The sequence below is a fragment of the Allobosea sp. FG18 genome (assembly GCF_057809495.1).
Map to the genome: position 1 here is coordinate 50,278 of NZ_JBMDKB010000011.1, position 20,935 is coordinate 71,212.

Sequence of the window (20,935 nt, forward strand, 5' to 3'; positions counted from 1 at the left end):
AGCCTGCGGTATCAATCCCGCCCCCATAGACACGGGGCTTCTTCGTCATGGTCGGGCTTGTCCCGACCATCCACGTCTTCTTTCGGCCCCTGCGGTGTTCAAGACGTGGATGCTCGCCACAAGGGCGAGCATGACGACGGCTGGAACAACGTCGTGCTCACGAGGTCTCAGCCGGCCAGCGCCTCGGCGACATCCTCATAGGTCCTGAGGCCCGTGCGCGGCGCATAGACCAGCACCGACATGTTGCCCGGCGCATGCTCGTTCTTCCACATCTTGTGATGGGCGAAGGGGATCTTGTCCCACGGGAAGACCTCGGACATGCAGGGGTCGATGCGGCGGTCGATGACGAACTGGTTGGCGGCACTGGCCTGCTTGAGATGGGCGAAATGCGAGCCCTGGACGCGCTTCTGCCGCATCCAGACATAGCGGGCGTCGAAGGTGATGTTGAAGCCCGAGGTGCCCGCGCAGAACACCACCATGCCGCCGCGCTTGGCGACGAGGCAGGAGACCGGGAAGGTCGCCTCGCCCGGATGCTCGAAGACGATGTCGACATCCTTCTTGCCGGTGATGTCCCAGATCGCCTTGCCGAACTTGCGGGCCTCCTTGGTCCATTCATTGTATTCGGGCGAGTTGACCTTGGGCATCTGGCCCCAGCAGTTGAAATCCTTGCGGTTGATGACGCCCTTGGCGCCGAGGCCGAGCACGTAGTCGCGCTTGGTCTCGTCCGAGATCACGCCGATGGCATTGGCGCCGGAGGCCGCGCAGAGCTGCACGCCGAAGACGCCGAGGCCGCCCGAGGCGCCCCAGACGAGCACGTTGTCGCCGGGCTTGATGGTGTGCGGGGCGTGGCCGAACAGCATGCGATAAGCGGTGGCCAGCGTCAGCGTGTAGCAGGCGGCCTCCTCCCAGGCGAGGTGCTTCGGCTTGTGCATGAGCTGGCGCGACTGCACCCGGCAGAACTGGGCGAAGGAGCCATCCGGCGTCTCGTAACCCCAGATGCGCTGGGTGGCCGAGAACATCGGATCGCCGCCATTGCACTCCTCGTCGTCGCCGTCGTCCTGGTTGCAATGGACGATGACCTCGTCGCCGACCTTCCAGCGCTTCACCTTGGAGCCGACGGCCCAGACGATGCCCGCAGCATCGGAACCGGCGACATGGAAGGGCGCCTTGTGAACATCGAAGGGCGAGATCGGCTGGCCGAGGCCGGCCCAGATGCCGTTATAGTTGACGCCGCCAGCCATCACGAGAAGTAGCACTTCCTCCTCGCCGATCGACCATGTCGGCACGACCTCGACCTGGAAGCTCTCCTGCGGCGCCCCGTGGCGCTCGCGCCGGATCGCCCATGCATACATCTTCTCCGGGACATGACCGAGCGGCGGCAATTCGTCGAGCTCGTAGAGATCCTTGAGCGGCTTCACGGCGGCCTGCGACTTCGACATGGTCGTCTCCCTGCTCTCTTCCGTCGTTGCCCGGCCCGGAGCTCAGCATCGGACTGGGACGCCGATCATGCACCATATGTTGCGCTGCGCCATTAACCTAAGGAATCACACCGCAGCGCAAAACACTTTCTTTCCGGCGCTTGCGCTTTCTTCATCGTTTGCTGCAACGCTGGCCTTCCGTGCGGCACCGAGGAGAAGCGATGCCCGGTCTGCTGAAGCTCGTCGGCCTGCCCGATATGTCCATGCTGTCCGCGATCATCGTCATGGCGATGATCTGGCTCAGCGCCCTTTTGATCGGCTGGCTCGCCGACCTGCTGCTCGACGATGGCGGTTTCGGCGTGATGTTCAACGCCGGCATCGCGCTTGTCGGTGCCTTCGCCGGCGCCTGGTTGTGGCATCGCTACGGCATTCCCACGCGCTTTCCGGCCGAGGCCGTGCGCGCAGCGATCGCGACGGGCTCCGGTCTGCTGCTGCTGATCGGGATGGCCGTCATCCGGCCGTGAGCATCAGTGCGCGAGCGCGGCCGCGAAGCTGTTCAGGTACTTCATCCCGGTATCGCACATCAGCGTGACGACGGTCGCGCTAGGGCCGAGGCGCTCGGCCAGCCGCAAAGCGGCAACAACATTGCCGCCGGTCGAGGTTCCCGCGAACAACCCCTCCTCCCGCGCGAGACGCAATGCCATCGCCGTCGCCTCGGCCGTCGAAACCGGCTCGATGGCATCGACGAGCTCGGCGCGCCAGAGCGGCACGACATAGCCCGCGCCGACGCCGTCGATCTTGTGCGCGCCGGTCGGGCCGCCCGAGAGCACGGCTGATTCGGCCGGCTCGACCGCCATCAGGGCGATCTTGGGGTCGCGCCGGAGCAGCGCCTCCCCCGTCCCCCGCAAGGACGCCGCCGTGCCGACACTCTGCACGAAGCCGCAGATGCGACCGCCGGTCTGCTCCCAGATTTCGTCCGCCAGCCGGTCATAAGCCGCGAGCTGGTCGGTGTTGCGCATCTGGTCGGTCCAGAAGGCGCCCGTCTCGGCCGCGGTGACGCGGGCTGCCTCGATCATGTCCTTGGTCAGTTTTTCGGTCATGCGTCCGGATTCGCTTGGAATGATCGTCAGCTCGGCCCCGAGCAGGCGCATATGGGTCAGCTTCTCGCGGGCGAAGGCGTCGGAGGTGACGATGTGCAGGCGATAGCCCTTCACCGCACAGACCTGCGCGAGCGAAACGCCGGTGCTGCCGCCGGTATACTCGACGACGCTGCCGCCCGGCTGGAGCCGCCCGTCGCGCTCGGCCGCCTCGATCATCGCAAGCGCCATCCGGTCCTTCATGCTGCCGGTCGGGTTTTCGCTCTCGAGCTTGAGCAGGACGCGCGCGCCATTCACCGGCACGATCCGGCGCAGCGGCAAGAGCGTGGTGCCGCCGATACGGCTCAGGATGTCGATGGGCATGGCAGGTCCCCTGATAGCAATTAGGTGTATATGCAATTATTGCATCTACATGTAAATTCAGATTCGCCATGAAAGAGACAAGCGAATTTCGCGAGGAATTACGGGCGCTGGCGGCCGGCTGCGCAGGCCTGAGCCTGCGCCAAGCTGCGCGCCGGGTGACGCTGCTTTATGACGAAGCCTTGCGCGACAGCGGTCTCAGCCTCGCCCAGGTCGGATTGATGGCCCAGATCGCGACGAGCGCCGATGACCGCATGGCGGCGCTGGCCGCACGGGCCGGGCTCGATCCCTCGACGCTATCGCGCAACCTGAGAGGGCTGGAGCGCGACGGACTGATCGAGATCGCGACAGTGGAGAAGGACCTGCGCCGGCGCGCCGTCTGGCTGACGGAAGAGGGCTTGCGGCGACTTCAGGGCGCCTTGCCGACCTGGCGAGAAGCCCAGGCCCGGATCGCGGAACTCTTCCCGGCCGATCTTCTGGGACGGATAACCGCGGCGAGCGAGAAGCTGGGCGGGCAGAAGGAATGAGCGCCAGATTGGTCGGGCTTTTGCTGGATCATTGCTGACAAGCGTCGCGCTCGAAATCACTCCGATCGGCGGTCAGGCAACCTACCCTCGGCCGCTGCGGCTGGCGGCGAGCATGTAGTTCACGTCCATGTCGCGCGAAGCGCTCCAGCGGCCGGTCAGCGGGTTGAAGACCACGCCGGTCTGCGTGCCGATCGTGAAGCCGTTGCCCTCGATGGCGCCGCCGAGCTCGGCCGGCGTCACGAACTTCTCCCAATCATGCGTGCCCTTCGGCAGCCAGCGCAGCACGTATTCGGCACCGACGATCGCGAGCGCATAGGATTTCAGCGTGCGGTTGAGCGTCGCCATCACCAGCAGGCCATCGGGCTTCACCGCCGCGCAGCAGGCTGCGACGAAAGCCTCGACATCGGCGACATGCTCGACGACCTCCATGGCCAGCACGATGTCGAAACGCTTGCCGGATTCGACCACCGCCTCGATCGTCTCCTCGCGATAGTCGATCGAAAGCCCGCTCTTCTCGGCATGGGCGCGCGCGACCGCGATATTGGTCGGGGCCGGATCGAGGCCGGTGACCTCGGCGCCAAGCCGCGCGAGCGGTTCCGAGAGCACGCCGCCGCCGCAGCCGATATCGACCAGGCTCAGGCCGTCGAGAGCCCGCATGCGCTTCGAATCCCGCCCAAAATGAGCGCAGGCCTCGTCGCGGACATAGCCCAGCCGGACCGGGTTGAACTTGTGCAGGACGGCCATGGGACCCTTCGGGTCCCACCAGTCGCGGGCGATTGCATCGAAGCGGGCGACCTCGGCCGGGTCGATCGTCGAGCCTGTGCGCTGGGTCGCAGCCGCCATGAACCGGTCCTTCGCTTATGCGATGCCGCATTGACACCGCGCCTGTCGCCCGTCATCTACACCCGCCCCGCTGCAAGTGCGAGGGCGACCTTTCGACCCGGCCTCGCCGGGGACAGCTATTGAAAAGACCGTCATGGCCCGTCTGGTGATGAAATTCGGCGGCACCTCTGTCGCCACTGTCGAGCGGATCAAGAACGCGGCGCGCCACGTCAAACGCGAGTTCGACGCCGGCCACGAGGTCGCGGTCGTAGTCTCCGCGATGTCGGGCAAGACCAACGAGCTCGTCGGCTGGTGCAAGGAAGCGGCCCCGATGTTCGATCAGGCCGAATACGACACCGTCGTCGCCTCGGGCGAGCAGGTCACCTCCGGCCTAATGGCCATCGTCCTTCAGGAGATGGGCCTGCCGGCACGCTCCTGGCAGGGCTGGCAGATCCCGCTCTACGGCTCCGACGCGCATGGCTCGGCCCGGATCGAGAGTGTCGATGGCGCCGGCATCCTCGCGGGCTTCGACCGCAGCCGCGAGATCGCGGTCTGCTCCGGCTTCCAGGGCGTCAATCCGCGCACGCATCGTATCGTCACGCTCGGCCGCGGCGGCTCCGACACCAGCGCGGTCGCGCTTGCCGCCGGCCTCAAGGCCGATCGCTGCGACATCTATACCGATGTCGACGGCGTCTACACCACCGACCCGCGCGTGGTTCCCAAGGCCAGGCGCATGGACAAGGTCTCCTTTGAGGAGATGCTCGAAATGGCCTCGCTCGGCTCCAAGGTCCTGCAGGTGCGCTCGGTCGAGATCGCCATGACACAGCGCGTGCCGACCTATGTGCGCTCCTCCTTCGACGACACCGAAAACCCCAATCCTGGCACCCTCATCTGCGACGAGGACGACATCGTGGAACAGCAGATCGTCACCGGCATCGCCTTCTCCCGGGACGAAGCCCAGATCACCCTCCGCCGCGTGGCCGACAAGCCCGGCGTCGCCGCGGCGATCTTCGGGCCCCTCGCCGATGCCAATATCAATGTCGACATGATCATCCAGGTCGTCTCGGACGACCAGGCGACGACCGACATCACCTTCACCGTGCCGACGGCCGATTACGAGCGCGCCAGAACGCTGCTCGAGAGCAAGCACGACACGATTTCCTACCAGGAGATCCAGGGTGCGACCGACGTGGTGAAGATCTCGGCGATCGGCGTCGGCATGCGCTCGCATGCGGGCGTCGCGGCGCGCGCCTTCCGGGCATTGGCCGAGAAGGGCATCAACATCCGCGCGATCACGACCTCCGAGATCAAGTTCTCGGTGCTGATCGACTCGGCCTATACCGAGCTTGCGGTGCGCACGCTGCACTCGCTCTACGGGCTCGACGCGGCCTGAGGCTGCATAAGCCTCGACGTCGTTCCAGAAGCGTCATGCTCGCCCTTGTGGCGAGCATCCACGTCTTAAGCACCGCACTGCACGAGGAAGACGTGGATGGTCGGGACAAGCCCGACCATGACGGAAACGCGCGTTCTCGCCCTTCTCACTCCGCCGGATGCGCGATCGTCGGCGACTCCTGCTTGCTGCGGCGGAACCAGCCGCCGAGCTTCACCAGCCCTTCCGAGAGCCTGTCCATGTAGAGGAACAGGACGGGCGTGATGAACAGCGTCAGCACCTGGGAGATCATCAGGCCGCCGACCACGGCGATGCCGAGCGGCTGGCGCAGTTCGGCGCTGGCGCCGGCGCCGAGCGCGATCGGCAAGGTACCCATCAGCGCCGCCAGCGTCGTCATCAGGATCGGCCGGAAGCGCATGATGCAGGCCTGATGGATCGCCTCCTGCGCGCTCTTGCCCTCACGTCTCAGCACCAGCGCCACGTCGATCATCATGATCGCGTTCTTCTTGACGATGCCGATCAGCATCAGCAGGCCAATGATGGCGATGACCGAGAGTTCCAGATCGAAGAGCCTGAGCGCGCCGAGCGCACCGACCGCCGCCGAGGGCAGGCCGGTCAGGATGGTCAGCGGGTGGATGAAGCTCTCGTAGAGGATGCCGAGCACGATGTAGATCGTCAGGATCGCGCCGGCGATCAGCAGGCCCTGGTTGGCGAGCGAATCCTGGAAGGTCTTGGCCGTGCCGGCGAGCGTGGTCGAGATCGATTTGGGCAGGCCCAGTTCGTCCTTGATCGCCGCAATGCGGTTGACGCTGTCACCGAGCGCGACGCCCGCCGGCAGGTTGTAGGAGATCGTCACCGCCGGGAGCTGGCCGAGCTGGTTGACGGTGAGCTGGCCGGCCGTGCGCTCGATCCGGGCGATGGCGCCAAGCGGCACCAGCGTGCCGGACTTGGTGCGGACGCGGATGGCGTTCAGCCGCTCCGGCGTCCAGTGCTCGTTCGGGTTGAACTCGACCACGACATTGTAGCTGTCGCCGGCGGTGTAGATCGTCGAGACCTGCCGCACGCCGAAGCCGGAATAGAGCGTCGAGCGCAGAATGTCGGAGCCGATGCCGAGCGCGTTGGCCTTGTCGCGATCGACCACCACCGTCGCCTGCAGGGCGTTGTCCTGAAGGTCGGTGGTGACGTCGACGAAGGTCGAGCGGTCGCGTGTCATCGCGTCGGCAAGGCGCACGGCCCAGCCGTTCATCTGCTGCTGGTCGAGCCCCTGCACGACGAGCTGGTACTGGCTCTTCGAGGAACGCGCGCCGATGCGCAGGTTCTGGACGGGGGTCATATAGGTGCTGATGCCCGCCACCTGGGCGAGATCGCGCCTGAGCGAGGCGAATACCGCTTCGATCTTCGGCCGCTCGTCGAGCGGCTTCAATTCGACGAAGAGGCGCCCGGCATTGAGCGCGCTGCCGCCGCCATTGCCGCCGACGGTCGAGGCGACATGGGCGACGTAAGGTGACTTGCGGAAGATCTCGGCGACTTCGGCGTGCAATTTCTGCATCGCGTCGAAGGAGATGTCCTGCCGCGCCTCGGTCGCGACCTGGAGCTGGCCGATATCCTCCTGCGGGAAGAAGCCCTTCGGCGTAGTCTGGAGCAGCCAGACGCTGCCCGCCATGGTCAGGAAGAAGGCGAGCAGCATCAGCGGCTGGAAGCGCAGGCAGAATGTTACCCCCGCGTCATAGCCAGCGAGCAGCTTGTCGAAGCCCTTCTCCAGCAGGCGGCCGAGCGCGTTCTCCTTGTGATGCTCGGAATAGCCAGAGAGCAGGCGCGAGCAGAGCATCGGCGTCAGCGTCAGCGAGACGAAGGCGGAAGCCAGGATCGAGACCGTCACCACCACCGCGAACTCGTTGAAGATGCGGCCGATGACGCCGCCCATCAGCAGGACGGGGATGAAGACCGCGACCAGCGAGAGCGAGATCGAGATGATGGTGAAGCCGATCTCGCCCGCGCCCTTCAGCGAGGCCTCGAAGGCGGAGAGCCCATCCTCCTCCATGTGCCGGACGATGTTCTCGAGCATGACGATGGCGTCGTCGACGACGAGGCCGACCGAGAGCGTGAGCCCGAGCAGCGAGATGTTGTCGATCGAGAAATTGAGCAGGTACATCGCGGCAAGCGTGGCGATGATCGAGATCGGCACCGCGACCGCCGGGATGAAGGTGGCAGCCACCCGGCGCAGGAAGACGAAGATCACCATGACGACCAGCGCGATGGTCAGGAGCAGCGTGAACTGCACGTCGTCCACGGCCTGGCGGATCGAGGTCGAGCGGTCGTTGAGCAGCGCGAGCGAGGCGGCCGCCGGGAGCTGGTCCTCGAAGGCCGGGATCATCGCCTTGACGCGGTCGACGACCTCGACGGTGTTGGCGTCGGGCTGGCGCTGCACGGCGAGCACGATCGCGGGCGTGCCGTCATAGGTGCTGCGGGTCTGCGTGTTCTCGACGGAATCGATCACCTTGGCGACGTCACCGAGCCGGACCGGTTTGCCCGAGCGCGTGGTGATGATGACGTTGGCGAACTGGGCCGCGTCGGCGAGCTGCGTCTTTGCCTGGATGGTGAGCTGCTGGGCCGAGTTCTGGATGGTGCCGACCGGCGTGTTGGCGTTGGTCGCGGTGATCGCCAGTTGCAACTCGTCGAGGCCGATGCCACGCGCGGCGAGCGCGGTCGGGTCAAACTGGATGCGCACCGCATATTTCTGGCTGCCCCAGATCAGCACCTGCGCGACACCGTCGACGGTGGAAAGCGCCGGCGAGATGACCTGCTGGGCGAAGGCGTCGAGCTGCGAGAGCGGTATCACGTCGCTCTTCAACGCCATCAGGATGATCGGCGCATCGGCCGGATTCACCTTGCGATAGCTCGGCGGTGTCGTCATCTCGATCGGCAATTGCCGCTGAGTGCGCGTGATCGCGGCCTGCACGTCGGCAGCGGCGGCGTCGATATTGCGGTTCAGCACGAACTGGATCGCGATCGAGGTCGCCCCCTGCGAGTTCGTGGTCGAGATCGAATCGATGCCGGCAATGGTGCCGAATTGCTTGACCAGAGGCGTCGCGACCGAGGTCGCCATCGTGTCGGGCGAGGCGCCCGGCAATTGCGCGGAGACGTTGACGACCGGAAACTCGGCGCGCGGCAGGGCCGCGACCGGCAGGAAGCGCCAGGCGAAGAGCCCCGCCAGCACCAGCGAGACGGACATCAGGATGGTCGCGACGGGGTGGCGGATGCAGAAGGCGGAGACGTTCATGAGCGTGCCCCCTCCGCAACCGGCGTGGCCGGCGCCGGCTTCTCGCCGGTGGCCGCGCGTTCGCGCACCCTGGTGCCCTGCTTCAGGCGCATCTGGCCGTCGGTGACGACGCGCTCGCCCGGCGCGATGCCTTCGGTCACCGCCGTGCGCTCGCCATCGCTGAGCGCGACCTTGATCTGGCGGAGATCGACCGTGGAATCCGGCTTCATGACGAAGGCATAGGGGCCCTTCTGCCCTGTCTGCACCGCGACGGTCGGAATCACCGTCACGCCCGTCAGGACCTCCGGAATGATCTCGACATCGACATACTGCCCCGGCCAGAGGCTGAGATCGTCATTGGCGAAAGCGGCCTTGGCGGTGATCGTGCCGGAGGCGATGTCGACGGTGGAATCGACGAAATTGAGCTTGCCCTCGGTGGCCGTGCGGGCGGCATTCGGGACGCGGGCGGTCACCGGCACAGGCTTCGAGGCCGCCAGCGCTCCCTGCAAGATCGGCAACTCGCTCTCCGGCAGGGCGAAGGAGACGCGCAGGGGCTTCATCTGGGTGATGGTCAGGAGGCCGGTGCCGCTGCTGTTGGCGCTGGCATTGACGAGATTGCCCGGTGTGACCTGCACCGTGCCGATGCGGCCATCGATCGGCGCGGTGATGCGGGTATAGCTCAGCTTGAGCCGGTCGGCATCGAGCGTCGCATGGTCGCCCTGAATGCTGGCGGCGGAGCTCTTCTCATCGGCTATCGCCTGGTCGACCTGCACCTGTGTGCCGGCATTACGCACCAGGAGCTGCCTGTAGCGATCGAGATCGGCGAGATTGCGGGTATGGGTCGCCTCGTCGCGGGCCAGCATCGCCTCGTCCTTGGCGATCTGGGCCTTGATGTCGCGATCATCGAGCGTGAAGAGCAGGTCGCCGGCCTTGACGAACTGCCCGTCGGTGACGTGCTGCGCCGTGATCTGGCTGTCGATGCGCGAGCGCACGAGCACGCTCGCCGGCGTCTCGACGAAGCCGATGGCGTGCTTGCGCACCGGGAAATCGGCCTGCGCCGCGGCGGCGGAGACGACCGCGACCGGAGCGCCCTCGCCGCGCCCGCCGCGGGCCGTATGCGCCGCCTCGGGCGAACGCGCATGCCAATACCAGGCTCCACCGGCTGCAAGGCCGATGGCAACGACGCCAATGATCAATCCTGAACGCTTCATAATCGGTCCACTCGCTCAGGCTGCGTTGCCGGCGGAGGCCGGCGCCTTGTCGTCGGATCGGGCACGGATCTGCTCGCGGATCGCGGCCAACGTGCCGAGCGCCGACAGGATCGCTTCCTCGTCAGTCTCGCCCAGCACGTCCTGGGCGATCTCGGTCCGGACGGCATCGAGATCGTCGACCAGCGCCCGGCCCTCCGGCGTGAGGAAGAGGCGATAGGCACGACGGTCCGAGGGGTCTTCGCGGCGCTCGATCAGGTTCTGGCTCTGCAGGCGGTCGAGCAGGCGGGCAAGCGAGATCGGCTGCAGATCCATCTGCTCGGCAAGCGCGGCCTGTTTCAGCCCCTCCTGACGCCGGAGGCGGGACATCACGCCCCATTGCGCCCGCGTCGTGCCGTGCTGGCGCGCGCGCTGCTCGACATGGGTCCGGAGCAGCCGCGAGGTTTCAACCAGCTGGAAAACCAGTTCCCGCCGCAAGGGTCGCTTCATTCGCAGGCCTCCCAATCGTAAGCCTGCTTATCATGTGCCGGATTACGGCTTTTTCAGGAGTGGATTGTGCGACGCACGCAAAGGTGATCAGGCGTAGCGGAAGTGACGATTATCGGCCGGTGAAGGCCGCCGGCCGCTTCTCCAGAAAGGCCGTCACGCCCTCGCGAAAATCGGCGGTCGCCGTCGTCTCGCGGAAGGCGTCCCGCTCCGCTTCGAGATGATCCGCAAGAGCGGCATCGGGAGCCTCCGTCAGCAAAGTGCGGATGCGGCCATAGGCGCCGGTCGGCCCCGCCGCGAGCTTGCGAGCCATTGCCAGGGCCTCGCCGCGGGCCTGAGCGACGGGCACGACACGATTGACGAGACCCATCCTCAGCGCCTCGTCAGCCTCGAATGTCTCCGCCAGCAACGCGATCTCGCGCGCCTTGCGCTGGCCGACGAGCCGGGCCAGCCGGTAGGTGCCGCCGAGATCAGGCGTCGCGCCGATCCGGGCGTAGGCCATGGTGAAGCGGGCATCATCGGCGGCGATGGCGAGATCGCAGGCCAGCGCGAGGCTGAATCCGCCACCGGCAATGGCGCCATGCAGGCAGGCGACCGAGGGCAGCGGCAGGGAATCGAGCAGCCGCAGCGCCTCGTGCAGCGGTGCCATGATCGCCTCGATGCCGGCCGCGATGTCGTGGCCTGCGAGGAACTGCGAGACATCGCCGCCGGCACAGAAGGCCCGGCCATTGCCTTGCAGCAGAATGGCGCGGACATCGCTGCTGGCCGCGATCGCCTTCACCTGCGTCAGAAAGAGCTCGGCCATCGGGGCGTCGATGGCGTTCAGCACCGCCGGCCGGTTGAGCGTCAGGATGGCGACGCCGCCGTCACGGGTGAGCTGAACCGAATCGGAAGCGTCGGACATGGCGGTCTCTGGGAGAGCGGATAATCGATGCGAAGCTAGAGCATACTGATTTCCAACGGAACCTGAGCGTCATCCCGGGCAAGCTGCGGAGCAGCGCAGATCCGGGATCCATCGTAAAGCTCCGGCGCCCTTCGATGGATCCCCGGGGCAAGCCCGGGATGACGGTGTGGTTCCGAGGAAACTCAGCACGCCCGAGGCTGGGGCGGACATCATTGTGCGCGCGAGGTGCATCTGCACGCATCGGGCATCGCGTTTGCGCGAGAGCCACTGGCCCTGGCTGCACGTGGGCTTCTAGACTGTGCGGGAAACCTGCCCCTTCCGAGACCCTGTCCCGTCATGAGCCAGCTCTTCAGCCCCTATCAGCTTGGCAGCCTCACGCTTGCCAACCGCATCGTCATCGCCCCGATGTGCCAGTATTCGGCGCAGGATGGCTGCGCCACCGACTGGCACACCATCCATCTCGGACATCTCGCTCTGTCAGGCGCCGGCCTCCTGATCATCGAGGCGACGGCCGTCGAGCCGGATGGCCGGATCAGCCCGTTCGATCTCGGACTCTGGTCGGATGAAACCGAAGCCGCGCTCGGCAAGGCTCTGGATGCAACGCGCCGCTGGTCGGACATGCCGATCGCGATCCAGCTCGCCCATGCCGGGCGCAAGGCCTCCCTCGCCCAGCCCTGGAAGGGCGGCGGCCAGCTCGGCCTCGATCAGGGCGGCTGGACGGTCGAAGCGCCCTCGGAGATCGGCTTCGAGACCTACCCGCGGCCGCCGCGCGCCCTCGCCCACGATGACATCGCGCGCTTGATCGAGGCCTTCGCGGACTCGGCCCGCCGGGCCGTACGGCTCGGCTTCGCCGCGATCGAGCTGCATGGCGCTCATGGCTATCTGATGCACCAGTTCCTCTCGCCGTTCTCGAACAAGCGCGAGGACGAATATGGCGGCTCGCTGGAGAACCGCATGCGCTTCCCGCTCGCGGTGCTCGATGCGGTGCGTGCCGTGGTGCCGGCGGGCTATCCGGTCGGCTTCCGCATTTCCGGCACGGACTGGGTCGAGGGCGGCTGGGATATCGAGCAGAGTATTGCTTTCTCCGCGGCAGCGAAGGCCCGCGGCGCCGATTTCATCGACATGTCCGGCGGCGGGCTCTCGGCGACGCAGAAAATCCCGCTCGGCCCGAGCTATCAGGTGCCGCTGGCGCGGGCCGTGAAGCAGGCCACAGGCATCACCACTATGGCCGTCGGTCTGATCACCGAGGCCGAGCAGGCCGAGGCGATCATCGGCACCGGCGAGGCCGATTTCGTCGCGCTGGCACGCGGCATCCTCTACAACCCGCGCTGGCCCTGGCACGCTGCCGCCCAGCTAGGGGCCACCGTCAAGGCGCCGAACCAGTATCTGCGCTCGCAGCCGCGGCAGTATTCCAAGCTGTTCGCCTGAGTTTGCAACGCTGTTCCAGGTCATCCCGGACGGAGCGAAGCGGAGATCCGGGATCCATGCCTGAACCGTTCCGGCATGGATCCCGGGTCTCCCTGCGGTCGCCCGGGATGACCGTGTACTTTATGAAGTTCGACAGAATCGCCGGAGCCGCCGAGACATGACCGCCTATTCCGACCTCTCCGCCCATTTCGGCCGCATCGCCGCGCTGTCGAACGCCATCGGCATCCTGCAATGGGACAACGATGTGATGATGCCGAAGGGCGCAGCCGAGACGCGGGCCGAGAGCATGGCGCTGCTGCGCGTCATGCGCCACGGCCTCTCGACCGATGCTCGCATTGGCGACTGGCTCGGCGAGGCCGATAACGACGGTAGCCTCGGCGCCTGGGAGAAGGCCAACCTGCGCGAGATCCGCCGCGTCTGGACGGTCGATACCGCCCTGCCCTCCGAACTGGTGGAAGCGTCGAGCAAGGCGATCTCGGCCTGCGAGATGCGCTGGCGCCAGGCGCGGGCCGATGCCGATTTCGCCGGGCTCCTGCCCTATCTCGCCGAGGTCCTGAACCTCCAGCGCCAGATCGGCCGGGCCAAGGGCGAGAAGCTCGGCCTCTCCGCCTATGATGCCCTGCTCAACGACTACGAGCCCGATGGCCGCTCGGCCAAGATCGATGCGCTATTCGACGATCTCGCCGCCTTCCTGCCGGGCTTCACGCAAGAGGCCATGGCGGTGCAGGCGCGCCGCCCGGCCCTGGCGGCGCTGGGCGGCCCTTTCGCGAGCGAGACGCAGCGCGCGCTCGGCCTCAAGTTCATGGCGGCGCTGGGCTATGATTTCGAGCGCGGCCGGCTCGACATCTCGACCCATCCGTTCTGCGGCGGCGCCGATAACGATGTCCGCATCACCACGCGCTATGACGAGGCCGATTTCACCAAGGCGCTGATGGGCGTACTGCACGAGACCGGGCACGCGCTCTACGAACAGGGCCGGCCACAAAGCTATCTCGCCCAGCCGGTCGGCGCCGCGCGCGGCATGAGCCTGCATGAGAGCCAGTCGCTGCTGATGGAGATGCAGGCCTGCCGCTCGCGCCAGTTCCTGACCTACGCCGCTCCCTTGATGCGGGAGAGCTTCGGTGGCACCGGCCCGGCCTGGGAGAGCGAGGCGCTTTGGCATCGCTATACCCGCGTCGAGCCCGGCTTCATCCGCGTCGACGCCGATGAGGTGACCTACCCCGCCCATGTCATCCTGCGCTACCGGCTGGAAAAGGCGCTGATCGCCGACGAGATGCCGCTCGCCGAGCTGCCCTCTGCCTGGAATGCTGGGATGACATCCCTGCTCGGCGTCACCGTGCCGAACGACCGGCTCGGCTGCCTGCAGGATATCCATTGGCCGTCCGGCGGCTGGGGCTACTTCCCGACCTATACGCTGGGCGCCATGACTGCGGCCCAGATCTTCGACGCGGCCTGCAAGGCGGAAAGCGCGATCCTGCCCGGCATCGGCAAGGGCGATTTCAGCCCGCTGGTCGGCTGGCTGTGCGCCAATATCCACGGCAAGGGCTCGCTGCTCCCGACCGACGAGCTGCTCACCGAAGCGACCGGCCGGCCGCTGGACGCCTCGGTGTTCAAGGCTCACCTGCGCAGGCGCTATATCGACGAGGTGTGAGGATCTTTCATTTTATTTAGTAAAAACAAAAACTTAAGCCATAGTCGATCGCCGATCAGCCATGCAGCTTTCGGACTTGCATCGGGCCACGCGAAGCGGGATGTCGGAGACGACCTCCCGCTTCGGTGACCGATCATGACCCAGACCAAACCCGCCCCCCGCATCGCCATCACCTATTGCTCGATGTGCAACTGGATGCTGCGCTCGGCCTGGCTCGGGCAGGAGCTGCTCTCGACCTTCGGGCAGGATCTCGGCGAGGTCGCGCTGATCCCGCGCACCGGCGGCATCTTCCAGATCCATTACGACGGCGAGCTGATCTGGGACCGCAAGGCCGATGGCGGCTTCCCGGATTCCAAGGTGCTGAAGCAGCGCGTGCGCGACCGGCTCGACCCCGAGCGCAGCCTCGGCCATGTCGACGGACACACGATGTCGGCCGAGGCGGAGAGCTGAGAGCGCTCTCCACAGTCGCAATACTTCGCGGTCATCCCGGACAAGCGGCGAAGCCGCGCCGATCCGGGATCCATGCCTGAACCCATTTCGGAAGCGCTCCGGAATGGATCCCGGGTCTCCGCTTCACTACGCCCGGGATGACAGTGTTCAGGCGGTTGCCGCGTGCTTCCGCGTCGCGGCGATCCAGGCCTTCAGCCGGCCTTCGGGATCGGCGTTCAGGGTGATGTCGGTCACCGCCGCGACGATATCGGCGCCGGCCTCGAAGACGCCCGGCGCCCGCTCCAGCGAGACGCCGCCGATGCCGACCAGCGGCAGGTCGCCGATGCGGCGCTTCCATTCGCCCAGCCGCTCCAGCCCCTGCGGGCCGAAACGCATCTGCTTCAGGATCGTCGGATAAACCGGGCCGAGCGCGACATAGTCGGGCTTGGCCGTCAGCGCACGTTCCAGCTCGGGCTCGTCATGGCTGCTGATGCCGAGCTTCAGGCCGGCCTTGCGGATCGCGCCGAGATCGGCGTCGTCGAGATCCTCCTGGCCGAGGTGCAGCCAGTCGCAACCCTCGGCGATGGCGAGCTTCCAGTAGTCGTTGACGACGAGCATGCAGCCTGCCGCGGCGCAGAGCGTCTTCGCCCGCGCGATCTCACGCGCGACCTCGATCTCGGGGCGGTCCTTGACGCGCAATTGCACCAGCTTGACGCCAAGCGGCAGCATCCGCTCCAGCCAGTCGGCGCTGTCGAAGATGGGGTAGAACGGGTCGAGCTTCATGCGGGAGCAATCTTTCAGGCGAGGAAGGCTTTGCCCATGACGGGCGTGGAGGGAGCGGCCATATCGCGCGCCTCGATCGGCTGCGCGGCGAAAGCCTGGCGGCCAGCGCGGATGGCGAGCGCGAAGGCCTCCGCCATCGCGGCAGGATCGCCGGCCTTCGCTACGGCGGTATTGAGCAGGATGCCGTCATAGCCCATCTCCATCGCCTGCGCGGCATGGGAGGGCAGCCCGATACCGGCATCAACGACGAGTGGGATATCGGGAAAGTGCTGGCGCATGCTGCGCAGGCCATAGGGGTTGTTGAGCCCCCTGCCCGATCCGATCGGCGCGCCCCAAGGCATCAGCACTTCGCAGCCGGCATCGAGCAGGCGCCCGCCGACGACGAGATCCTCGGTGGTGTAGGGAAAGACCTTGAAGCCGTCGTCAGTGAGGATGCGCGCGGCCTCAACCAGCGCGATCACGTCCGGCTGCAGCGTATCATCCTCGCCGATCACCTCGAGCTTGATCCAATCGGTACCGAAGACCTCGCGGGCCATCTGCGCCGTGGTCACTGCCTCCTTGACGGTATGGCAGCCGGCCGTGTTGGGCAGAACCTTGACGCCGAGCTCGCGGATCAGCGCCCAGAAGGCCTGCCCAGCGCCGCCGGAGGATTCCCGGCGCAGCGAGACGGTGACGACCTCGGTGCCGGAGCGCTTCACCGCCTCGGCCAGGATCGCGGGCGACGGGTATTGCGCCGTGCCCAGGAAGAGCGGGTTCTCCGGCTCGAAACCATAGAAGGATGCCACCTCAGCCTCCCTGCATCGGTGCGACGACCTCGATGCGATCCCCCTCGCTCAAGGCCGTCTCGGCGCGCTTGCGGGCGGGCACGAAATCACCGTTCACCGCGGTCGCGACGATGCGGCCGCCATAACCCAGCTCGGCCAGCGCCTCGGCCAGCGTCTTCGCCGCGACATCCTGCGGCGCGCCGTTAAGCAGCAAGGTCATGCAGCATCTCCGGTGTTGCTTGCGGGTTCAGCACGGCCTCAGTCGCCATCCGCGCCATGGCGGGGCTGAGCAGGAAGCCGTGGCGATAGAGCCCGTTGACATGGATCACCCGGCCGCGACGCGTCAGCCGCGGTAAGTTGTCGGGAAAGGCCGGGCGGGCATCGGTGCCGATCTCGACGACCTCCGCCTCGGCGAAAGCGGGATGCAGCGCATAGGCAGCACCGAGCAGTTCCAGCATGGCGCGGGCGGAGATGCGGCGCCGCTCGCCGCTCTCGATCATGGTCGCGCCGACCATGAAGAGCCCGTCCGCACGCGGTACGATGTAGAGCGGAATGCGCGGATGCAGCAGCCGGACCGGGCGGGACAGGCGGATATCATCGCTCCGCAGCAGCAGCATCTCGCCCTTGACGCCGCGCAGGTCCGGCAGGTCATCGCGCGCCGCCAGCCCCCGGCAGTCGAGGACGATATCGGCATCGAGATCGGAGGGCTCGATGGCGCTGTTGAACTGAATGACGGCGCCGTTGGCGAGCAGCCTCTCGGCGAGCGTAACGACCGCGAGACGGGGATCGAGATGGCACTCCCCGCCAAAGAACAATCCTCGCGAAAAGCGTCCGGCGAGATCGGGCTCCAGCCCGGAAATGGCCTCGCCGTCGACCTCCTCGAAATGGCTGGTGCGCTGGCCGAACCGGCGCAGTTCCGAGCGATCCCGGCTCGGTGCTACGACGAGCGTGCCATGGCGGGTGACGCCACCGGCATGATGCTCCCACCAATCGGCGGCCTGCTGCCCGAGCCGGATCACCGGCTCCTCGGCGCTCTCACCCTCGCACCACGGGGCCAGCATGCCGCCGGCATACCAGGAACAGGCCTCGGCGCCGATGCGCGGCCCACGCTCATGGATGGTTACCCGTGCGCCGCGCGCCAGCAGTTCGGTGGCGCAGGCCAGGCCGACCACGCCGGCGCCGACCACCGCGACATTCAGGCCCGACTGAAGGCGTTGCGCCGTCATGCTCTTCCCTGCTCCCGGAAAGGCAGCGGCCTGGGGCACGATCAAGATGTCTGCCGAAGACCGTTCCCTTCGCCGGCATTACCCGGATCAGGTGCGATGGGTTGACGCGAACCACGTCTCTCAGCCTTTCGGCACCCCAACGGACGGCCTCAATCTAGTGTCTGCCGTGCATCGGGGCAAGGCGAGCTGGCGCAAGGCTCGATTGTGTACTGCGCTGGCTTGCTGCGCGCACGATCAGATCACTCCCTTCACACGGGAGTGCTCTATGGCTCTCTCGGACACATGCACAGGCTGTGCAAAGGAAGTTGCCAACGAGGCTTGTCAAACGGCTCCGCAATCGGGCATAGAGCCTCTCGCCGGAGACGTGGCCGAGAGGCTGAAGGCACTCGTTTGCTAAATGAGCATACCCCACAAGGGTATCGAGGGTTCGAATCCCTCCGTCTCCGCCACTATTTTTTCCTGTTATTTTTCAATCGCTTAGCTTGGAAGTTGTATGCGATTGTGTAGCAAAAGTGTGGGTGCTTTTGTGTAGCGCCGCACCGGCTTGTGCCTTCTCCCGGCTTCCCTACAATCTGCCGAACACAGTGGGGGAAGATGTGCCGTTCTCATCGCTGACCGATTCTCGCGATCTCACCCTTGCTCAGGCGGCGCTGGAATCAGTCTGGGCAGAAGTGAAGGCTGACGTTGCGCCGGAGGATGCGCAGCGCGAGCGGACGCGCCTCGCCTATATCATCGCGGGCTTCGGTCATGCGGCACTGAGTCCAGAGGATTTGAAGCGGCAGGCGTTGGAGCGCTACCGCGAGCAACCCTAGCCGCTGCTGCTAGCGTCGGCGGATGTAGGTGGCTTTCCAGCCGTCCGTCTTTGGCAGGCCGTTCTGACCTTCCGGCGGAAGGTGCGCTCGCGCTATCGGACGCATGATTGCCCATACGATGAACGCGCCGACGATCACCCCTGCGATGAACTCCATGGCGCTCTTCCTACTGCCTGAAGCTGGCCCGTGTCTTCGCAATCGCGGTGGCTGCGCTGGCCTCGCCCAACTGCTTGGCTAGTTCGGCGGCAGCCTTCGGGCCAAGGGCGATTGCGATCTGCGAGGCCGGGCCTGCTTGGCCTGCCAGCTCAAGCTTCACGGCAACCTCATTCGGGCCTTGTCCGACTTGGAATCCAAGCACGCGATAAGCAGCAACGGTGTCGTCGGCCATAGTGTCCCCCTCATTTTGAGAGAGACATAAATCCGGGTGCTGGCAGCCGTCTAGAGGACTCAAATCAAAAGCTCGCCGATCTGCACCGGCGGGCCTAATGTCGTAACTCGCCCTGGGGTTTAGGCGGTGTGCTGCGTCGCGGCCCGAACACTAAGGCGAGGCTTCGGAAGCTCGACGCCCATCAACTCCAAGCGGTCCACGATGGTGTCGGCCAGCGCGAGCACGTCGAGGTCCGCGTCGTCCGGCGTGGCGGAGTAAATCTCCTCCGCGATCGCATCGGTCATCACCTCGCGAGCCACCTCTCGCCGCACCATAATGCGCCTACTCCGAGCGGCAGCGCGAGCAACCATCTCGCGGAGGGCAGGATTGAGCGCCACCATCACGACTCCAACATCTGGACAGGGAAGTCGGGGTTCACGAAGGCGAGCCAGCCGTCCGGGTGGATGGCCTTCGCGCGCGCTTCGATGAATTCAAGGATCTCCATCGCGACCTGTGGAACATCGAAGATCCCGGTCCCGCTGTGGTCACGCGCCTCGCAGAGGCGATGTCCGATGTAGTCCAACACATTCTCGCGCGGGGAAAGGTCGAAGTTCTGCTGAACCCATTCGCTCGACGCACTCCCCAGAGGCGTGGTATTCTCGTTCATGCTCGTATCTCCATTGGTCACATTGGGTGTGCGGGATGCAGAGAACGGCGCGGTGCGGTCGGCAAACTCAGCCGCGTCGTTACTCTCCAACTCTTCGATTTCGCGAAGATGCCTCTGTATAGCCATCTCATGATCGGCAATCATTGAGCGCATAAACTCAATGCACCTGCTAACCGGACTATGTCCGGCGCTATCAGTTACCATCCCAACTCCTGCTTCAACTTCGTTCATTGCTTACGAACGGAGTTATAGTCAGGGGGTCTGTGCGAATGTCATACAAGGAGCGGGTAGCTGGCCTGCGCCTTTTGCATAGGTCCGCTCCTAGACTTCCAACCCGCGCGCCCGGCGCCGCTGACGTTCCTCCAGCCGGTCCTCAAGGCACATGATCGGCCAGATATTGGCGTCGCCTAGAATCTCGATGATGGTGCTGCGGAGATCGTGGCCGGGATCGACGTGCGCCATTGCGAGGCGGTCAACCAGCGTGCGGTGCGTTTGGTCGGCGAGATAGGAAGCGTGATTGATCGGGCTCATAGGCTTGTCTCTGGCGCCAGTGATTTGGCAGCCGAAGACTCGCACGGCCGGAACCACGCCGCAATAGCCGCGTAGATAAATTAGCAAATAAAAACAACAGCTTAAGTAAGTTCTTACTTACTTTTCTTGCCGCGAAAAACCCCTCGCGGCTTGCCGATCGCGAGGGGTTCAATCCGCCATTGCCGGTGAGGGCCGGCAATCTGTCTTGGCGGAGCACCAGCCGCCGCTAAGAGGCTGGCGATTACGTTATAGCGCAGTCGCCGGTGCGACTGCTGGTGCTCGTCAAAACTTTCCGAAGCCTTCGGGGAGCGATGCGCCCGCCTTCCGCTCCTTGGCGCGCTGGCGTCGTTCCTGCCGCTTCTGGCTCTGCACGCTCGTCGGCTGGGCGTAATACTTCGCCAGCTCCTTCTCCTTCTGCCGTTCAGGGGTCAGCGGTTGATGGCTGCGAACGGTGCGCTTCTCTGTCTCCATGATGAGCGCGGCATAGGCGTCCCTGTCGGCCTTGCGCTTTACCTCCAGCTTCGAATCCCGGTCGTTCGCGAGCTTGGCCTTCGCCTGACTAATCGCCGTGCGGAACCGGCCCAGAGCCGGCGCTGCCGGGGCGGGGCTGGGCGCTGCTGGCGTTGTGTCCTCCGAGGCCGGAACAGTGAGGTCTAGTGCGTCGAGCGCGGCCAGCGCCTCCAACTCAAGCGAAGTAAGTGGGCGCGTGGATGCACCGTTTGATTGACTTTCGTCGTCGGTATCCATAGAATTTTCTCGCTATCAAACAGTTCTGAACGGTCTAGGCGCGCCAACGCCTGGGCCGT

General features: G+C 65.7%; 24 protein-coding genes, 1 tRNA gene and 1 riboswitch. Of the genes, 8 read left to right on the top strand and 17 right to left on the bottom strand.

Going from position 1 to position 20,935, the window contains the following annotated elements:
• Window positions 1-167 precede the first annotated feature (167 nt).
• Entirely contained in the window at window positions 168-1,439 is a 1,272-nt protein-coding gene (gene ccrA, locus ACODTJ_RS13795) for a crotonyl-CoA carboxylase/reductase (RefSeq protein ID WP_454657507.1), read from the bottom strand.
• Window positions 1,440-1,639: 200 nt separating this feature from the next.
• Here ccrA and ACODTJ_RS13800 point away from each other — a divergent pair, with 200 nt between their 5' ends.
• Window positions 1,640-1,942, top strand: a complete 303-nt coding sequence (locus ACODTJ_RS13800; RefSeq protein ID WP_454657508.1) for a hypothetical protein — start codon at window positions 1,640-1,642, stop codon at window positions 1,940-1,942.
• Between the two features lie 3 nt (window positions 1,943-1,945).
• On the opposite strand, the gene ACODTJ_RS13805 is transcribed toward ACODTJ_RS13800, so the two are convergent.
• Window positions 1,946-2,878 carry a PLP-dependent cysteine synthase family protein gene (locus ACODTJ_RS13805; protein WP_454657509.1) on the bottom strand — a complete coding sequence of 311 codons (933 nt, stop codon included), beginning with the start codon at window positions 2,876-2,878 and terminating at the stop codon, window positions 1,946-1,948.
• 68 nt (window positions 2,879-2,946) lie between these two features.
• Here ACODTJ_RS13805 and ACODTJ_RS13810 point away from each other — a divergent pair, with 68 nt between their 5' ends.
• A complete protein-coding gene (locus ACODTJ_RS13810) occupies window positions 2,947-3,402 on the top strand; it encodes a MarR family winged helix-turn-helix transcriptional regulator (protein WP_454657510.1) in 456 nt (151 codons plus the stop codon).
• An 81-nt stretch (window positions 3,403-3,483) separates the two neighbouring features.
• Here the strand turns inward: ACODTJ_RS13810 and ubiG are convergent, their stop codons facing one another.
• Window positions 3,484-4,245: a bifunctional 2-polyprenyl-6-hydroxyphenol methylase/3-demethylubiquinol 3-O-methyltransferase UbiG gene (gene ubiG, locus ACODTJ_RS13815; RefSeq protein ID WP_454657511.1), complete on the bottom strand. Its 762-nt coding sequence runs from the start codon at window positions 4,243-4,245 to the stop codon at window positions 3,484-3,486.
• Between the two features lie 133 nt (window positions 4,246-4,378).
• On the opposite strand from ubiG, the gene ACODTJ_RS13820 reads away from it, so the two are divergent.
• Window positions 4,379-5,617 (top strand): aspartate kinase, encoded by a 1,239-nt coding sequence (locus ACODTJ_RS13820; RefSeq protein WP_488849131.1) that lies wholly within the window; start codon window positions 4,379-4,381, stop codon window positions 5,615-5,617.
• 145 nt (window positions 5,618-5,762) lie between these two features.
• On the opposite strand, the gene ACODTJ_RS13825 is transcribed toward ACODTJ_RS13820, so the two are convergent.
• The 4 genes from ACODTJ_RS13825 to ACODTJ_RS13840 form a co-directional block, all read right to left on the bottom strand.
• Entirely contained in the window at window positions 5,763-8,894 is a 3,132-nt protein-coding gene (locus tag ACODTJ_RS13825) for an efflux RND transporter permease subunit (RefSeq protein ID WP_454657513.1), read from the bottom strand.
• Window positions 8,891-10,084, bottom strand: a complete 1,194-nt coding sequence (locus tag ACODTJ_RS13830; RefSeq protein ID WP_454657514.1) for an efflux RND transporter periplasmic adaptor subunit — start codon at window positions 10,082-10,084, stop codon at window positions 8,891-8,893. The genes ACODTJ_RS13825 and ACODTJ_RS13830 overlap by 4 nt, the downstream gene beginning before the upstream one ends.
• 15 nt (window positions 10,085-10,099) lie before the next feature.
• Entirely contained in the window at window positions 10,100-10,570 is a 471-nt protein-coding gene (locus ACODTJ_RS13835; RefSeq protein WP_454657515.1) for a MarR family winged helix-turn-helix transcriptional regulator, read from the bottom strand.
• Window positions 10,571-10,679: 109 nt separating this feature from the next.
• Window positions 10,680-11,471 (bottom strand): enoyl-CoA hydratase/isomerase family protein, encoded by a 792-nt coding sequence (locus ACODTJ_RS13840; protein WP_454657516.1) that lies wholly within the window; start codon window positions 11,469-11,471, stop codon window positions 10,680-10,682.
• Between the two features lie 336 nt (window positions 11,472-11,807).
• Between ACODTJ_RS13840 and ACODTJ_RS13845 the strand changes: the two genes are divergently transcribed.
• The 3 genes from ACODTJ_RS13845 (at window position 11,808) to ACODTJ_RS13855 (ending at window position 15,000) form a co-directional block, all read left to right on the top strand.
• Complete coding sequence (locus tag ACODTJ_RS13845; RefSeq protein ID WP_454657517.1) at window positions 11,808-12,899, top strand: NADH:flavin oxidoreductase/NADH oxidase; 1,092 nt, start codon at window positions 11,808-11,810, stop codon at window positions 12,897-12,899.
• Between the two features lie 157 nt (window positions 12,900-13,056).
• Window positions 13,057-14,550 (top strand): carboxypeptidase M32, encoded by a 1,494-nt coding sequence (locus ACODTJ_RS13850; RefSeq protein WP_454657518.1) that lies wholly within the window; start codon window positions 13,057-13,059, stop codon window positions 14,548-14,550.
• 135 nt (window positions 14,551-14,685) lie between these two features.
• Entirely contained in the window at window positions 14,686-15,000 is a 315-nt protein-coding gene (locus tag ACODTJ_RS13855; protein WP_047580587.1) for an Rdx family protein, read from the top strand.
• A 147-nt stretch (window positions 15,001-15,147) separates the two neighbouring features.
• Here ACODTJ_RS13855 and ACODTJ_RS13860 read toward each other — a convergent pair whose 3' ends face one another.
• The 4 genes from ACODTJ_RS13860 to thiO are packed head-to-tail and all read right to left on the bottom strand — an operon-like array spanning window position 15,148 to window position 17,725.
• Window positions 15,148-15,762 (bottom strand): thiamine phosphate synthase, encoded by a 615-nt coding sequence (locus ACODTJ_RS13860; protein ID WP_454657519.1) that lies wholly within the window; start codon window positions 15,760-15,762, stop codon window positions 15,148-15,150.
• Between the two features lie 14 nt (window positions 15,763-15,776).
• Window positions 15,777-16,547, bottom strand: a complete 771-nt coding sequence (locus ACODTJ_RS13865) for a thiazole synthase (RefSeq protein WP_454657520.1) — start codon at window positions 16,545-16,547, stop codon at window positions 15,777-15,779.
• A 1-nt stretch (window position 16,548) separates the two neighbouring features.
• The gene (gene thiS / locus ACODTJ_RS13870) at window positions 16,549-16,746 is read right to left on the bottom strand and encodes a sulfur carrier protein ThiS (protein ID WP_454657521.1); all 198 of its coding nucleotides are present in this window, start codon (window positions 16,744-16,746) and stop codon (window positions 16,549-16,551) included.
• Complete coding sequence (gene thiO, locus ACODTJ_RS13875) at window positions 16,730-17,725, bottom strand: glycine oxidase ThiO (protein WP_454659014.1); 996 nt, start codon at window positions 17,723-17,725, stop codon at window positions 16,730-16,732. The genes thiS and thiO overlap by 17 nt, the downstream gene beginning before the upstream one ends.
• Window positions 17,726-17,799: 74 nt before the next feature.
• Window positions 17,800-17,901, bottom strand: a riboswitch (TPP riboswitch).
• Window positions 17,902-18,110: 209 nt separating this feature from the next.
• Here thiO and ACODTJ_RS13880 point away from each other — a divergent pair.
• Window positions 18,111-18,201 (top strand) — tRNA-Ser (locus ACODTJ_RS13880).
• A gap of 147 nt (window positions 18,202-18,348) precedes the next feature.
• Window positions 18,349-18,564, top strand: coding sequence for a hypothetical protein (locus tag ACODTJ_RS13885; RefSeq protein ID WP_488849136.1), 216 nt, complete (start codon window positions 18,349-18,351; stop codon window positions 18,562-18,564).
• Window positions 18,565-18,573: 9 nt separating this feature from the next.
• Here the strand turns inward: ACODTJ_RS13885 and ACODTJ_RS13890 are convergent, their stop codons facing one another.
• From ACODTJ_RS13890 to ACODTJ_RS13915, 6 genes are all read right to left on the bottom strand, one after another.
• The gene (locus ACODTJ_RS13890; RefSeq protein ID WP_488849138.1) at window positions 18,574-18,720 is read right to left on the bottom strand and encodes a hypothetical protein; all 147 of its coding nucleotides are present in this window, start codon (window positions 18,718-18,720) and stop codon (window positions 18,574-18,576) included.
• Between the two features lie 10 nt (window positions 18,721-18,730).
• Window positions 18,731-18,952, bottom strand: coding sequence for a hypothetical protein (locus tag ACODTJ_RS13895; protein WP_488849140.1), 222 nt, complete (start codon window positions 18,950-18,952; stop codon window positions 18,731-18,733).
• A gap of 119 nt (window positions 18,953-19,071) precedes the next feature.
• Window positions 19,072-19,236 (bottom strand): hypothetical protein, encoded by a 165-nt coding sequence (locus ACODTJ_RS13900; protein ID WP_488849142.1) that lies wholly within the window; start codon window positions 19,234-19,236, stop codon window positions 19,072-19,074.
• Between the two features lie 95 nt (window positions 19,237-19,331).
• Window positions 19,332-19,598 carry a hypothetical protein gene (locus tag ACODTJ_RS13905; RefSeq protein WP_488849144.1) on the bottom strand — a complete coding sequence of 89 codons (267 nt, stop codon included), beginning with the start codon at window positions 19,596-19,598 and terminating at the stop codon, window positions 19,332-19,334.
• A 321-nt stretch (window positions 19,599-19,919) separates the two neighbouring features.
• On the bottom strand, window positions 19,920-20,129 hold the full coding sequence (locus ACODTJ_RS13910; protein ID WP_488849146.1) for a hypothetical protein: 210 nt from the start codon (window positions 20,127-20,129) through the stop codon (window positions 19,920-19,922).
• Window positions 20,130-20,411: 282 nt separating this feature from the next.
• Window positions 20,412-20,876 (bottom strand): hypothetical protein, encoded by a 465-nt coding sequence (locus ACODTJ_RS13915; protein WP_488849148.1) that lies wholly within the window; start codon window positions 20,874-20,876, stop codon window positions 20,412-20,414.
• Between the last annotated feature and the right edge of the window lie 59 nt (window positions 20,877-20,935).